This is a genomic window from Rhizobium bangladeshense, assembly GCF_017357245.1.
Taxonomy (GTDB): domain Bacteria; phylum Pseudomonadota; class Alphaproteobacteria; order Rhizobiales; family Rhizobiaceae; genus Rhizobium; species Rhizobium bangladeshense.
On the sequence record NZ_CP071612.1, the window covers coordinates 2,815,763 to 2,829,886 of the forward strand.

The 14,124-nt window shown below is 59.0% G+C and carries 15 protein-coding genes; 9 read left to right on the plus strand and 6 right to left on the minus strand.

Going from position 1 to position 14,124, the window contains the following annotated elements; all coding sequences use genetic code 11:
- Nucleotides 1–301: 301 nt before the first annotated feature.
- The 5 genes from J2J98_RS13760 (at nt 302) to J2J98_RS13780 (ending at nt 2,747) form a co-directional block, all read left to right on the plus strand.
- Entirely contained in the window at nt 302–553 is a 252-nt protein-coding gene (locus tag J2J98_RS13760; protein ID WP_064711598.1) for a ribbon-helix-helix domain-containing protein, read from the plus strand.
- On the plus strand, nt 537–872 hold the full coding sequence (locus J2J98_RS13765; RefSeq protein ID WP_064705491.1) for a type II toxin-antitoxin system RelE/ParE family toxin: 336 nt from the start codon (nt 537–539) through the stop codon (nt 870–872). Before J2J98_RS13760 ends, J2J98_RS13765 begins: the two co-directional genes overlap by 17 nt.
- On the plus strand, nt 862–1,449 hold the full coding sequence (locus tag J2J98_RS13770; protein WP_207601345.1) for a class I SAM-dependent methyltransferase: 588 nt from the start codon (nt 862–864) through the stop codon (nt 1,447–1,449). The genes J2J98_RS13765 and J2J98_RS13770 overlap by 11 nt, the downstream gene beginning before the upstream one ends.
- Before the next feature lie 403 nt (nt 1,450–1,852).
- A complete protein-coding gene (locus J2J98_RS30860) occupies nt 1,853–1,978 on the plus strand; it encodes a hypothetical protein (protein WP_425504998.1) in 126 nt (41 codons plus the stop codon).
- Nucleotides 1,979–2,003: 25 nt separating this feature from the next.
- Nucleotides 2,004–2,747 carry a TIGR04290 family methyltransferase gene (locus J2J98_RS13780; protein WP_207601346.1) on the plus strand — a complete coding sequence of 248 codons (744 nt, stop codon included), beginning with the start codon at nt 2,004–2,006 and terminating at the stop codon, nt 2,745–2,747.
- A gap of 136 nt (nt 2,748–2,883) precedes the next feature.
- Here J2J98_RS13780 and J2J98_RS13785 read toward each other — a convergent pair whose 3' ends face one another.
- A complete protein-coding gene (locus J2J98_RS13785) occupies nt 2,884–4,524 on the minus strand; it encodes a hypothetical protein (RefSeq protein WP_246569373.1) in 1,641 nt (546 codons plus the stop codon).
- 142 nt (nt 4,525–4,666) lie between these two features.
- Between J2J98_RS13785 and J2J98_RS13790 the strand changes: the two genes are divergently transcribed.
- The 3 genes from J2J98_RS13790 to J2J98_RS13800 are packed head-to-tail and all read left to right on the plus strand — an operon-like array spanning nt 4,667 to nt 7,373.
- Nucleotides 4,667–5,770, plus strand: coding sequence for an inositol-3-phosphate synthase (locus J2J98_RS13790; protein WP_207601347.1), 1,104 nt, complete (start codon nt 4,667–4,669; stop codon nt 5,768–5,770).
- Complete coding sequence (locus J2J98_RS13795) at nt 5,767–6,366, plus strand: histidine phosphatase family protein (protein WP_207601348.1); 600 nt, start codon at nt 5,767–5,769, stop codon at nt 6,364–6,366. The genes J2J98_RS13790 and J2J98_RS13795 overlap by 4 nt, the downstream gene beginning before the upstream one ends.
- A 32-nt stretch (nt 6,367–6,398) precedes the next feature.
- Nucleotides 6,399–7,373, plus strand: coding sequence for a hypothetical protein (locus tag J2J98_RS13800; RefSeq protein WP_064705496.1), 975 nt, complete (start codon nt 6,399–6,401; stop codon nt 7,371–7,373).
- On the opposite strand, the gene J2J98_RS13805 is transcribed toward J2J98_RS13800, so the two are convergent.
- From J2J98_RS13805 to J2J98_RS13820, 4 genes are all read right to left on the minus strand, one after another.
- The gene (locus tag J2J98_RS13805; protein WP_207601349.1) at nt 7,347–8,648 is read right to left on the minus strand and encodes a Coenzyme F420 hydrogenase/dehydrogenase, beta subunit C-terminal domain; all 1,302 of its coding nucleotides are present in this window, start codon (nt 8,646–8,648) and stop codon (nt 7,347–7,349) included. The genes J2J98_RS13800 and J2J98_RS13805 overlap by 27 nt on opposite strands.
- Nucleotides 8,649–8,763: 115 nt before the next feature.
- The gene (locus J2J98_RS13810) at nt 8,764–9,822 is read right to left on the minus strand and encodes a polysaccharide pyruvyl transferase family protein (protein WP_138393485.1); all 1,059 of its coding nucleotides are present in this window, start codon (nt 9,820–9,822) and stop codon (nt 8,764–8,766) included.
- A gap of 254 nt (nt 9,823–10,076) precedes the next feature.
- Nucleotides 10,077–11,096 carry a ketol-acid reductoisomerase gene (ilvC, locus tag J2J98_RS13815; protein ID WP_207601350.1) on the minus strand — a complete coding sequence of 340 codons (1,020 nt, stop codon included), beginning with the start codon at nt 11,094–11,096 and terminating at the stop codon, nt 10,077–10,079.
- A 50-nt stretch (nt 11,097–11,146) separates the two neighbouring features.
- Nucleotides 11,147–11,812 (minus strand): TetR/AcrR family transcriptional regulator, encoded by a 666-nt coding sequence (locus J2J98_RS13820; protein WP_171049154.1) that lies wholly within the window; start codon nt 11,810–11,812, stop codon nt 11,147–11,149.
- Nucleotides 11,813–11,985: 173 nt separating this feature from the next.
- Here J2J98_RS13820 and J2J98_RS13825 point away from each other — a divergent pair, with 173 nt between their 5' ends.
- Entirely contained in the window at nt 11,986–12,441 is a 456-nt protein-coding gene (locus J2J98_RS13825) for a hypothetical protein (RefSeq protein ID WP_138393226.1), read from the plus strand.
- A gap of 26 nt (nt 12,442–12,467) precedes the next feature.
- On the opposite strand, the gene J2J98_RS13830 is transcribed toward J2J98_RS13825, so the two are convergent.
- Nucleotides 12,468–14,099 (minus strand): FGGY-family carbohydrate kinase, encoded by a 1,632-nt coding sequence (locus J2J98_RS13830; protein WP_207601352.1) that lies wholly within the window; start codon nt 14,097–14,099, stop codon nt 12,468–12,470.
- Nucleotides 14,100–14,124: the final 25 nt, after the last annotated feature.

Genomic DNA, 14,124 nt, shown 5'->3' on the forward strand with positions numbered 1-14,124 from the left:
TCACGCCGCGTATTTTATGTCAACATTACTGACCTATTTTCTTGTCACAGTGACAAGTTCCGCGCCTTGTATTCGAAACTATCGGTAACCGAAATAGCCATCGCAGTGAAAGCGTTCGATCATCGACCGAAATCCGGCGCCTTTTTCGGATCTCCGGTGCGTCCTCCACCGATAAAAAGACTATCTCGAATGTGACCCAAGCGCTCGACGAGAAAGGACAACAGTTCTATCACGATGTGGGAGATGGTAATCCGACATCAGGGACAGTTGAAACCGGCATGAGCGGGCGGCACCGAATTCAATGGCGAAACTGACGATCGCGCTTCCGGATAATCTGGCGGAATATGTCGCGCGCCGTGTCGCAAGCGGCAGATATAGCAGCGCCGGCGCGTTCCTGGCCGAGCTCGTCCTTAAAGACCAGAACCATCGCAAACTTGACGACGAGGAACTGCGTGACCTGCTGAGGCAGGCCGAGGAGAGCGGCATCAGCGACCGGCGCATTCCCGAGATCCTGTTGGAAACGAAGGCGAAGCTGCGTGACAACCACCTATAGGCTGACCCGGACGGCCGACGCCGTGCTGTCAGGCATTGACCAATATGCCAGCCTGCATTTTGGCGAATCGCAGGCGGACGCCTATCTTCTCGACTGGGACCGGATTTTCATACTTCTATCGCGCGTGCCCTCCATGGGCGACGAGTGCGACGACCTCGGCAACGGGCTTCGCCGCCTCCTCCACATGCGCCACGTCGCCTTCTACAGGGAAATACCTGACGGCATCCTCGTCATCGACATCATCGGTGCCGACCGGCTTGCCGAAAGACATCTCCAATCTAACCGAAGATCCGGACCGGCCGCACCACATGCCCCATGACAGCACCTCCGCCTTCTATGACAATAACGCAGAGATATACGCCAGCCGCGCGCGCAGCCTGCCGAAACAGAAGCTCGACGCTTTTCTTGCCCGACTTGCGCCCGGCGCCGCTATTCTCGAACTTGGCTGCGGCGGCGGCCAAGACAGCGCCTACATGCTCTCTCAAGGCTTCAACGTGACGCCAACCGACGGCTCGCCTGAACTCGCAAAACAGGCCGAGGCGCGGATCGGTAGGCAAGTTAAGGTCATGCTATTCGAAGATCTCAACGCCGAAGCCGCTTTCGACGGCGTCTGGGCCGAGGCAAGCCTTCTCCATGTTCCGAGGTCGGACCTGCCTGACGTCTTCGCCCGCATCCGTCGCACGCTCAGAACCGACGGCATCCTCCACGCAAGCTTCAAGGCGGGAGAAGCCGAAGGTCACGACGGCTTCGGGCGCTATTACAACTATCCCTCCGCCGATTGGCTCTCTACGCTTCTGACGGCGGGCGACTGGCGCAACCTCGCCGTCGAGGAAAGCGACGGCGGCGGATACGACGGCAAGCCAACTCGCTGGCTCACCGTGAGTGCGCAACGATAAAGGTCGCAGCTTCGCCCCGCGTTCGGCGAGAGTCTTGGCGCCGTCGCGATTTCAGGCGAAAACGCCGGCCTCCTTCCTTCGTGTCCCAATGCCCGAGAGAAGAATAGAGAACACCTGCTCATCGCGGGCGTTGGTTCCCGGGCGTTTCAAGTGGACCGACAATGGAGAATTTCGCACACGATTGCCGGATTTTTCTTCTCCAGCGGGAACCGAAAACCATCGAGAGGGTTCGACCACAATCTGACGAACCCGGCTAAAGCTGAACATGCCGCAGGTATCTCAAAAGCGGACGAAGATTGGACGGGGAGATACCGAAGATCTCTTATTGACCACCTGTCTGCCTGGATGGATCGCCCGTTCTCTCGCCAGAAGTGGAATTCACCGAATGAGCCAATTGGTAGACATGAAGAACGCTGAACTCCTGCAGCTCGCAGGGATCGGCCCCCGCTCCGTCGAGCAGATACGCTCGGCAATTAGAAAATTCAAACGTAACCGAACACACAACTCGTCGGCGCAGTCGAAGGAATGATCGACGTTGCGGATCGGAGTACGGAATGAACGAGAAGGCTCGACTGGAAAGCGACATCGCAGCCCTGAGGCCATGGTTTCACAATCTGCGAATTAGAGGGATTCAGACCGCGCCGGATCATTTCCTTGGCGACTACCCGTCCTTCAAATGGGCCCACTTTCAGCAGGTTGTGCCTGAAGATCTCCGGGGGTGCAGCGTTCTGGACATCGGCTGCAACGCAGGGTTCTACTCGCTTGAAATGAAAAGAAGAAATGCCGGGCGGGTCGTGGGAATCGATTCCGACCCGCATTATCTCAGGCAAGCCGAGTTCGCAGCCAGACAGACAGGTGAGGATATCGAGTTCAAGCTGATGTCCGTGTACGAGGTGGAAAAACTCAGGGAGAGATTTGACCTCGTCCTTTTCATGGGCGTCCTTTATCACCTGCGGCATCCGCTGCTGGCACTTGACCTGCTGCATGAGCATGTTGTCGGCGGCCAGATGCTGTTTCAATGCATGCAGCGGGGTGAAGAGGAAGTCCCGGCGCTTGGCGAAAATTACGACTTCTTCAACACGGCAATCTTCGAGCAGCGCGGCTTTCCGAAAGTCTATTTCGTGGAAGAACGTTACGCCGGCGATCCATCCAACTGGTTCATTCCGAATAAGGCGGCTGTCGAAGCGATGCTGAGAAGCGCTGGGTTTGTCATTCGTGCTAATCCGGAACGGGAGGTCTATCTCGTGGAACGTGGAACACGCCACCCGATGGCGGAACCGCCTCCGTCACTTTGCTGACAAATTCCCGATCAGACCGCTTCCCGAAGTCAGGGTCGGATCAATTGAGGCAGGCGGTCCAGGTAACGTTTGATGGTGCTTTCAATCCGCTCCGTCTCGGCACCATCGACACTGACCCTGGCCTGCGACCACAGACCTATCTGAAAACCGAGATAACATGCCTCAAAAAGCTTGAGCACATCGTCGCGCAAATCGCAGCCCCCTTCCCCCCGACGATATAGGCCAGACGGTCGCGCTCCTTGCTCGAGAGTTCGAATTCCACGCAAGCACCCACGACGTCCCAGGCAATGTCCTGGCACCCAATCAGATCATGGGCCGCATTATGGTCGAGTGCGTCCGTCTTCATGATGCGCCCGCTGGTGGTGGTCAGCCATTCCCATGGGTGAAGCCGGTTGTCGGTATCGACCCGTCGCAATCGTCCGGACAGGCGCTCGGGCGTGCCTATCATGCGCCTCAATTTTTCTGCTGTGTCCGATCCCGCCGCTTCCGCAATATTGAAAATAGCCATTTCGGAAAGCTTCTGGATCGAGGCTCCGCCGTTTCGTGCCGGCAGGTGACGGGCACGAAAACCTAGATAACGCCCGAGGTGATCGACGATGTCGCGCCTGCTTGCACCGCTATGGCCGAGAGGCGTTCCATCCAGCCATTCGTCGATGATAAATCCGTAACAGGTGCCGACAATCTTTGGAATGAAGCCGGCTTCGCTCAGCAAAGAGCCTCTTCTTGCCTTCTCCACGTCACTCCCGCAAAGCCCGGCAAACTTGACCTGCCAAGCACCCCTTTCGCCTTCCATTAGGAACTTCCGTTTTTCCATCTGCATGTAGCTCGGCGGCCAATGTGAAGGATCGCGATACCGAACCCCGCGCCATGCGCCACCGGACAGGTCGCGCCAGGACGATTGGGTAACTCCGACAACATCGGCGGCCCATGTATGCAGACGATGTCTTGGGTTCCGAGCCCTGAGGATAAGATCGTCGAAGCTGACGACATGGCGTGGCCGATCTCGCCAACGGGTCCGATGCGTCTCGCTTGCATGCGGGCCCGGCTCACCTGTGTGGCTCGGGAAAAAATGAAGCCGATCATGCGCCACACCGTTAGCCTGCAACCAGTCACCTACGCAGCCGAACGAACTCCCGGATAGACCCGGCCCTTCATCGACAATGGCAAAATCGGTTTCAGGGTCTGCAAGCATGCGCCGGGACAAAGCCGGTGTGACGCGCACGTGCCGCTCGAAGGGGTGGCCAGTTGGCCGCAGCGAATAGGCAGGCCCGGCACCCAAGGCTGCGGAAACCAGGGCCGCGAGTCCGGTCCCGATGCTTCGTATCCCGATGACGACTGTATTAGGCGTCAAATTCGAGATCGACGCCGCCTCGATATAGCTCTCGGGATACAAAGCATAAAAGGCGTAGCCCTCTGCACGCTTCATCCGCACCGGATCGGCGCTGGTGAGTGATGCGAGTTTGGCTGTCCAATCCTCTGGAAAGGACAAACTGCCGGCAAATCCGTTTCGCCACGATTGCATGATCTCCCGTGCCTGCATTCGCAGAAGTTTCGCGCCCGCGTCCTGAAGCTCGGACAGATCGTCCGCGCCTATTTTCCCGAATTCCTGATCAGCCAGTCCCTGAACCAATTCTCCAGTCAGAATGAACGCTCGAACCAGGGTTTCGTGGCGCTGCCGGCTAGGCTGCATTTCGATGCAGGCCATCATCATTCTTGAAATCGATGCGCGCACTGCTGCTGCGCTCTCGATGTGTTCGACATCACCATAGACCAGCATCCGGTCCTCCTTCTTGCCACAATGCCTGAGCTGGTTTGCTCATCGTCAGACGCGGTCGAAAAAAACGGGAAGGCCGGGAACCGTTGCAGTTCCCGCTTGTTAGCTTTGTAGATGCCTCAGCAAGCAGCCCCTGGAGGGAACCATGCGTTCAAAATCCATTCGCGTTGGATTGGTGGGAGTTGGCAATTGCGCTTCGTCATTGGTTCAAGGACTTACCTACTATGATAACGTGCGGGAAAACGAGCCGGTTCCAGGCCTCATGCACATTGAACTCGGTGGATATCACGTGCGCGATATTGAAATATCCTCCGCCTTCGATGTCGCGGCTTCAAAGGTAGGGCGTGATGTCGCGGAAGCGATCTACGCCGAGCCAAACAACACACAGCGTTTCGCGGATGTCGACCCGATTGGAGTCGAGGTTAAACGCGGCAGGACGATGGATGGGATAGGGAGGTATCTTCAGGATCGGATCGAGGAATCTCCGGAGCCCCCAACGGACGTAACCGAAATCCTCAGGCAAACCAAGACCGAAGTGCTGGTTTCCTATCTTCCGGTTGGCTCGGAAGAAGCAACGAAATGGTACGCCGAACAGGCACTGGCGGCAGGTTGCGCGTTTATCAATTGCATTCCGGTATTCATAGCCTCCAAACCGGAATGGCAGCAGAAGTTTGCTGCTCGAAAGCTGCCGATCATCGGCGACGATATCAAGAGCCAGGTGGGCGCAACGATCGTCCACAGAATGCTCGTCAATCTCTTCCGCGACCGGGGCGTCCGTGTGGATCGCACCTATCAGCTCAATTTCGGCGGAAACACCGATTTCCTCAATATGCTGGAGCGGGAGCGGTTGGAATCAAAGAAAATCTCCAAGACCCAGTCGGTCACCAGCCAATTGGATATTCCGCTTCCTGCCGACGATGTACATGTCGGACCAAGTGACCATGTCCCATGGCTCACCGACCGGAAATGGGCTTATATTCGTCTGGAGGGCACTACCTTCGGGGGCGTGCCGCTCAATGCCGAGCTCAAGCTTGAAGTATGGGACTCCCCCAATTCCGCCGGCGTTGTCATCGATGCAATACGCTGCGCGAAACTGGCCCTCGACCGAGGCGTGGGCGGAGCCCTGACAGGGCCGTCGAGCTATTTCATGAAATCGCCCCCACAACAATTCACCGATTACGAGGCCCGTCGCCGAACGCAGGATTTCATCGATGACCAGGAGGATGTTCTGCGCGGAGCCGCGGAATGACGGCAACGTTCTTCCTGATACGTCACGCCGCGCACGACAATGTCGGGAGTTTCCTGGCGGGCCGCACAGCTGGAGTTTCGCTTGGCGAAGCCGGCCGCTCGCAAGTTCAGCGGCTCGGGCAGAGGCTGCGCCGCGAGGACATCAATGAGATCTACACCAGCCCGCGCGAACGAACACGGGAGACGGCAGTCGGTATAGCATCAGCCTGTGGCCTGTCTCTGCCGCAATCAGACGATGCTTTGGACGAAGTGAATTTCGGAAACTGGTCCGGAAAGACCTTCGACGTTCTCAATGACGATCCCCTGTGGCGCCGCTGGAACACCACACGCAGCCTCACCCGCACGCCCGGAGGCGAGACGATGCTGGACGTCCAGGCTCGGATTTTCGGCCTTATAGAGACTTTGGCCGGCCGCGGCAACGATAGGCGCATTGCGCTGGTGTCTCATGCCGATGTCATCAAGGCGGCCGTGAGTCATGTTCTGGGACTGCCGATCGATGCCTGGCCGAGATTTGATATCGCGCCCGCCTCCGTCACAACGTTTGTAGTCGGCGACTGGGGCGCCAAAATGATCACGCTCAACGAAGTGCCCTTATAACCCGTTCGTTAAATCCTTTCCGGGGAAGTCAAATGATCGAAGCTACGATGATCTGGAACGAGCCCAACAACAAATCGCACTGGGATCCTGAGATCGATCCTGAATGGAGCCTGTTTGCGCAGATGGCAATCCTCGCGGCCGATGCCATCGCAGCCAAGAATCCGGAACTGACGAAGGTGCTCGGCGGAATATCTCCAATCGACCCCTTCTTTATCAGCCGCATGAAGAATTACGGCGTGCTCGATCACCTCGACGCCGTCGCGCTGCATGGTTTCCCCCTCGACTGGAACCTGTGGCAGATTCATGAGTGGCCGGAGAAAATCAACGAAATTCGCGCTGTCACAGATCTGCCCATCTGGGTCAGCGAAGTCGGTGTCTCGACCTTCGGCGCGGAGGAAGTGCAGTTGTGGGGTCTGCAGCGAACTGCCGAGTTGCTCAAGGGTAAAGTCGAGCGCTGCCAATGGTACAGCCTCTACGACCTCCCCCGGTCATGGGAGGCAACAACGCGCCATCGCGAAGCTGAAGGCTCCTCCTACTATCGGCACTACTATATGGGAATTCTGCGCGAAGACGGAACGCCCAAGCCGGCGCTTGAGGAGTTTGCCAAACACACGCCGGATTTCGGGCTGGTGCAATGGTTCCACTTCGAAGACCCGCGACTGGAGGAGGCGGCTGCCTGGATGAGACGGCTGGGCGTGAAATCTGTGCGCACTGGGCTTTCCTGGGCGGACCGATTCCGGCCTAATGCTCTCGATTGGTTCGACCGACAGATGCAGGCCCTCGAAGACTTCGACGTAACGGTGACATTCTGCTTCACGCCGGAGCATCGGGGTATCGCGCCGCACCATACCAGTCCCCCCTTGGTGCCCGAAGAATTCGCCGGTTTCTGCGAAGAAATGGTCGAACGTTATGCACCCCGCCAGGATAGCGGATATGTGTCGCGCGTCGCGAGATCAGCTGCCCGATTGCTGGGTCTTGAATCACGTGCGTCCCTCGGAGCCGGCTAAACCCAGGCTCCGAGCTATCCTGCCGATCGGTCCTCGGGAATAGGCCACTCCCTGATAGCATGCCAAGGCAGCACGAGCCCACAGAATGTAAAGTCTGGGGCTATGTAGGAACTGGGCGATTGAAAAGACGCGATGACTCCAATGACTGATCCCGTAACGCATGATGTAGACCGCCTTGCGCTGACGAGACAGTCCATCGCTGCGGGCACTGACGCGCTTGCGCGGGCGCATACCGTTACGAGGCCAGGTCAAACGGAATGAGAGGCCCTCGCGGCGCTGACGGAATCCCGCAGCCTGGGTAGCTATAACAAAATCGGCGTCGACAGACGACAGCGCGAGCCTCTTCTGATCTATCCCCGCTTCTACAACATCTAGAAGTGCTTTTGAGCGAACGATCACCACGTTCGTTCCTCTTCCATCAGATGAGTATGGCTCCTTCCACGCATCCCCGAAAGCGATATCGGCCGTTTCTGCAACGACGTCGTCGCAGAAATTGCAGGCGGAGTTCTGAAAAAAGCCTGCACCCCAGTCCCCATCGGCCAGATGCCACCAATCTTGGGCACACGTCTCACCGTTTTCGAGCGTCAGTTGAGCCCGATACCAATTCGCAGGCCGATCCGGAGACTTTATCCTGTAATCGAGGCGTTTGACGTGCCGAATGTCCTCGCCCATCTGCCACGCGAAGCTCTCGGCCATGCGCGCGCTTTTCATATGGCCGCAAAACAGCCCAAGCGTGAAGGCAATTCGCTCCTTCAATATTGGGTCGTCGGCACAGGCCAGTCGCACCGCCTTGATGAAACAGGGAATGCCAACCACGGCATACCGACCGGGGGCCCCGCGAATGGACTGAAGCACTCCGGAAAGCTCGACTGGATAATATCGAGATTTGGCGCCTGCCTGAAGTTCCTGCAGATTACGTGACAGCGAATAATGAAACAGGCGCCCTTCCGATTGCGGATCATCGCTCTGCTTGACGTGAGCGACACAGTCGACGAGCCCCAGGCGCAGCAATTCCGCCGCCACCCAGGTGACCATACCTCCGGAGCTGCCGTTGGAACGGTATTCCCCTTCCTCGACATGGCCGACCAAGGCAGCCTCGTAACGACCCACTAGAAGGTCTTGGTTTTTCGCGCCGGCAAAATATTCGGCCGCCAGTTGCTCCTCGTCCCGGGCCACCGGGGAAAACGGGCAGGTTCGGGCCAAATCTTCATCGCGACCCCGCAACCAAGTCCTCGGGCCTTTCGGCTTCATCTGGCCGTATCGGTCAAGTTCCATGCGCACATCAGGTCGCGCTGACTTTGCGACGCAGGATCCGCAGCCGATGCAGAGGCCGGAGCCCATAATATCCTTGGGAGCAATACCGGACGCGAGCCGACTATGTTGACCGGAGCTATTGCAAGGCATGGCTGAGATAGGCGCTGGATCTATGACGCAGGGAGGATATTCGCTGCGAAATGCCCGTAGGAAGCGGGTTGCCAAGGATAACGTCTAGCGACGGGATCGCATCTTCGGTCAGCACATGATGTTCGGCTCGCACGAGCTGCGTTAGATCGCGAATCTTGTTGGAGCGGTAGTCGGAGAGGACACATGCAAACGGCTTCTCATTGATGAGCGAGAACACACACCCGTGAAAGAAATTCGTCACGACAGCCTTTGCTTCGGAGATGAACCCAGCGAATTCCTCCGGCCCGGCATCAATCCATTGCTCGTCGGCCCAATCGTTCCGATAGCCGATGCTGACAAGCGGATAGCCCCGGTCTCGTGCCCATCGGCGCATCGCATCCTGGAACCACGTGGGGAAACTATGCCCGTAGACGGCTATATATGATGCCGCCTCCCGGCCATCTCTGCTCGCGTTCAGCATCTGCGGAAATTGCAGGCACGGGTCAAGAACGAGTTCTGGCTCCAGTCCCAATGTCTCGCGGATGATCCGCTCTGAATGGAGGTCCCGGACCGAAATATGAGAAAACCTTCGCAGCTTTTCCGCCCAACCCTCCAGCCGCTCCGATGACGTCAGGCTTCCAAAAGTTGCGGCATAGGAGACAAGGCGCCTGCATCGCAGGCCCTCTCCATAAAACACCGGATACCCGCCATACCAGGGATGGCGGAGGTTCCACACCTCGTCGCTGCCGACGATGATGAGCGAATAATCATCCATCCCGGCTGGATTCTCCAACGGAAAAGGCGGCGAAAGGGGCAGGCTGGCAAACGAGTGAAAGAATTTCCGGATTTTCGCTTTGTAGAGCGGGTAGTCTTCCTTCGGCGTTGCGGCAGGAAGCAGCGGCTGCAGCGCGCATCGCCATTCTGCGCGGTTCACGCGGTCCGACATGTGTTCCAGAAGAACGGCTTCTACCCCCATGGACGCGAGGCCCTCGGCCAGACAGCGTGCCTGCCAATAAGAGCCGTAATTTATGCAGCGGTGAAAGGTAAGAATCCCGGCCTTAGGCATCTGGTCCCTGAAGCAGATCGAAAGAATATTCTCTAACCGACCAACTCCATTTACGTTCCCAATAAACCGAGGCTCGCCTCCTGGTTCGCGTGATGTGATCACCACCCACCGGTGCTCGATTGCAGCCTGTTTTGGATCAGGTTCTTCAGCATGTCGCAATGAATCAGATAACCCCCAGCTCAGCCGGGGGTTATCAGCAGCCTCGAGGCTGGAGCTTTACTCCGGGCCTCGCTATTTTGCTTTACTCGAACAGCTTAGTTGACCGACTTGTCGACCAGCTTGTTCTTGCCGATCCAGGGCATCATGCCGCGCAGCTTCGCGCCGACTTCCTCGATCTGGTGGCTGTCGTTGTTGCGGCGGATGCCCTTGAAGCGGGCGGCGCCCGACCGGTATTCCTGCATCCACTCGGAGGTGAACTTGCCGGTCTGAATGTCCTTAAGGACGCGCTTCATCTCGGCCTTAGTTTCTTCGGTGATGATGCGCGGGCCGGTGACGTATTCGCCCCACTCGGCCGTGTTGGAGATCGAGTAGTTCATGTTGGCGATGCCGCCTTCATAGATCAGGTCGACGATCAGCTTCACTTCGTGCAGGCACTCGAAATAGGCCATTTCGGGTGCGTAGCCGGCTTCGACCAGCGTTTCGAAACCGGCGCGGATGAGTTCGACGAGACCGCCGCAGAGAACGACCTGTTCGCCGAAGAGGTCGGTTTCGCACTCTTCCCGGAAGTTGGTTTCGATGATGCCTGAACGGCCGCCACCCACGCCGCAGGCGTAGGAGAGAGCGAGTTCAAGAGCATTGCCGGAAGCGTTCTGGTGAACGGCGACGAGGCAGGGAACGCCGCCGCCCTTCTGGTATTCGCCGCGAACCGTATGGCCTGGGCCCTTAGGGGCGATCATGACGACGTCGACGGAAGCCTTCGGCTCGATCAGGCCGAAATGAACGTTGAGACCATGGGCAAAAGCGATGGCAGCGCCGTCACGGATGTTCGGAGCGATGTCCGACTTGTAGATGTCGGCCTGCAGTTCGTCCGGCGTCGCCATCATCATCAGGTCGGCCCAGCCGGCGGCTTCGGCAACCGTCATGACCTTAAAGCCATCGGCCTCTGCCTTCTTGACGGACGGAGAACCGGCCTTCAGCGCGATGGCGACGTTCTGGGCGCCGCTGTCCTTCAGGTTCAGCGCATGGGCGCGGCCCTGCGAGCCGTAGCCGATGACGGCGACCTTCTTGGCCTTGATGAGGTTGAGATCGGCATCACGATCGTAATAGACGCGCATTTGAAGTTCCTTCCCTTGTGCTTGTCCTGTTGATTGTCATTAAGGCGAAATCAGCCGAGAGCCGGCATCTCCGCCAGAACCTTCTCCGTGCCGTAGAGCCGGAGGAAGGAGGTCACCGCCCTCTCCGCCTGGCGCGCAGTATCCTTGAGGCCCGGCTCGCCGAGCAGCATGCGCACATGCAGGTCGGAGACAACAAGGCCGTAAAGCGTGTGGTAAGCCTCGTCGGCATCGGAAAAACGCAGCAGCCCCGCCCTCTTTCCGGCGTCGATCAGCGCCATCGCGCGCCGATCGATCTGGCGCCGGCCGCGCTCGAGCAGGAGCTTGCCGAGCTTCGAGCCGTCGCGATGGGACTGGCCGATCGCCAGCCGGTTCAGCGCCAGCGAGACGTCGCCCGCAAGAACTTCAAGCAGATCACGTGCGAAGATCACGACATGGTCGTGCAGGCTCGTCGCCGTCAGCCGCTCGCCGTTGCGCTCGAAGGTGCGCACCTTGCTCGCCTGATAGGCGATCATCGCCGAGAGCAGCCCGTCACGGTCGCCGAACCACTTATAAAGGCTTTCCTTGGAGCAGTTAGCGGCACGTGCCACACCCGAGGTCGTCAACGCCTTCTCGCCGCCATCGACGAGCAGACGTAGCGCCTGCTCCAGAACGGCATTCTGGCGCGGCGAAAACTCGCTCGGATCTGCGGTATCGACGGACACGATGCTGGCTCCCATGTACGTACCGTACGGTACGGTTCGTGAGGTTTATGCGACAATCCGTTCGGGGCGTCAAGCAGGCCCGGCGGATTTTTTATACGGGAAAGGCCGGTGCGGCACCAGAATTGGATAGGCGGAGACCGGATTGAGATTGCATAATGCTGCGGAATGTCATTTGCCCGGAGGCTTCCATGTCGCGTCTATCTGCCCTTCTCCTGGCCGGAGCGATGCTCCTGGCGACGACGCCCTTCACCGACCGCGCCGCCGCGCAGTCGGATAGCGAGGTCTATAATCGGATCGAGGAATTGCACGGCGATGCCGCCGGCTTCGACCGGCCGCTGCGCCAGCTCGTCCAGGCGATGCGCACCGGCGATGCAGAGACCATCGCAGGACTTGCCGAATATCCGCTGAGCGTAAAGGCAGATGGAGAAACCTACGATATCGAAAACGCCGAGGATTTCATCGAGAATTTCGACGATCTCGTGACGCTGGAGACCCGCCGCGCTGTCGGGCGCCAACAATATGAGGATCTCTTCGTCAGCAGCGAAGGAGTCATGCTTGCAAATGGCGCCGTCTGGATGGGCGCGGTCTGCGACGACAACGCCTGCGACGAGAGTCATTGGGCGATCATCGCCATCAATAATTAGCCCGCGACATTTGTGGCGCAGCGACGTCAGCCATCGCTGCGAAGCTTGCGCGCCAGCGTCTGAAGCTCCTTGAATGCTTCGTAACGCTTGCGATGGAGATCTGAAACGTCACCGTCAGACGGCTGAAAGCGCTTTTCCACCTTCGTGAGTCTGCTCATCGCCTCGCCAACATCGGCAAATTGACGGCCGGCGACGGCCCCGAGAATGGCCGCTCCCAGCAACACCGGCTCCTCGGCCTTCGTCGCCACCACCGGTTTGCCGCTCGCATCGGCGAGCACCTGGCGGACGAAATCATGCTGGCCTGCCCCGCCACTGATGACGATGTTTTCGACCGTCACGCCGGCCTCGGCCTGCGTTTCGATAATTTGCCTGAGGCCGTAGCCGATGCCGCAAAGTCCGGCAACGTAGAGCGAGACCAGGCTGTCGACATCCCGTTCCATGCCGAGACCGGCAATGACGGCGCGGGCATGCGGATCGGCAAAGGGCGCACGGTTGCCGAGGAATTCGGGAACGACGTGCAGCCCGGCCGCCAGCTTGACTGCATCGGAAGCACGGCCCGTCTGGCGGGTGGCCATGTCGGCGAGCAGGACCGGCAGCGCAACGCCGGCGCTCTTTGCAAGCTCCCTCGCCTCGCCGGCCGCCGGATGAAAGGAGAGGAGCTGGTCGATCGCCGCGCCGGCGGCACTCTGGCCTCCCTCGTTCAGCCAGAGGCCCGGCACCATCGCCGAATAGTAAGGTCCCCAGACCCCTGGAACGAAAGACGGTTCCGCCGTCGATGTCATCGTGCAGGAGGAGGTCCCGAAGACATAGGCAAGATTGGCCTGCGGATCGGCGCCGACGGTTCCGACGCCGCCGGCATGGGCATCGATCAGCCCGGCCGCAACGGCCGTGCCCGGCACCAGGCCGAGCTCTTCCGCCGCAGCATCGGTCAGTCCCTTGCCGAGCGAAGAACCTGGCTCGACGATCGACGTACCGATACGGGCAAAACCTTCGTCTACCAGCACGCCAAGGCCGATCTGGTGGAAATAGCTGCTGTCCCAGCGCTTTTCATGGGCGAGATAGGTCCACTTGCAGGTGACCGTGCAGGTCGAGCGCGAGAGGTCGCCGGTCGCCCGCCAGGTGAGGAAATCCGCAAGATCGAAAAATTGCCAGGCGGCATCGAATACGTCACGGCGGTTCTCCTTGAGCCAGAGAAGCTTGGGCGTTTCCATCTCGGGAGAAATGCGGCCGCCGACATAGCGCAGCACATCATGGCCAAACGCATTGATGCGCTCCGCCTGCGGGACGGCGCGGTGATCCATCCAGACGATGATGTTTCGGTCCGGATTTTCCGAAGGCCCGACGGGAAGCGGCTTGCCGCCGTCGCCGAGGACCACGAGCGAACAGGTGGCGTCGAACCCCAAGCCGGCCACTGAGGCCGGATCGACGCCGGCTGCGGTGACCGCCTCTCGCACGGCCGCGCAGACGGCACTCCAGATTTCTTTGCTCGATTGCTCAACGATGGACCCGGCTTCATGAAACAGGCTGATATTCCGCTTAGCGGAGGCAAGCATGCTGCCGGCCATATCGAACAGGCCGGCCCGGGCGCTACCGGTGCCGACATCGATGCCGACGACATATTTGGCGCCGGCTTCTGCGGGATGATATGTGTCGCTCATGGTCTCTCGTTTCGGATCGCCAGGG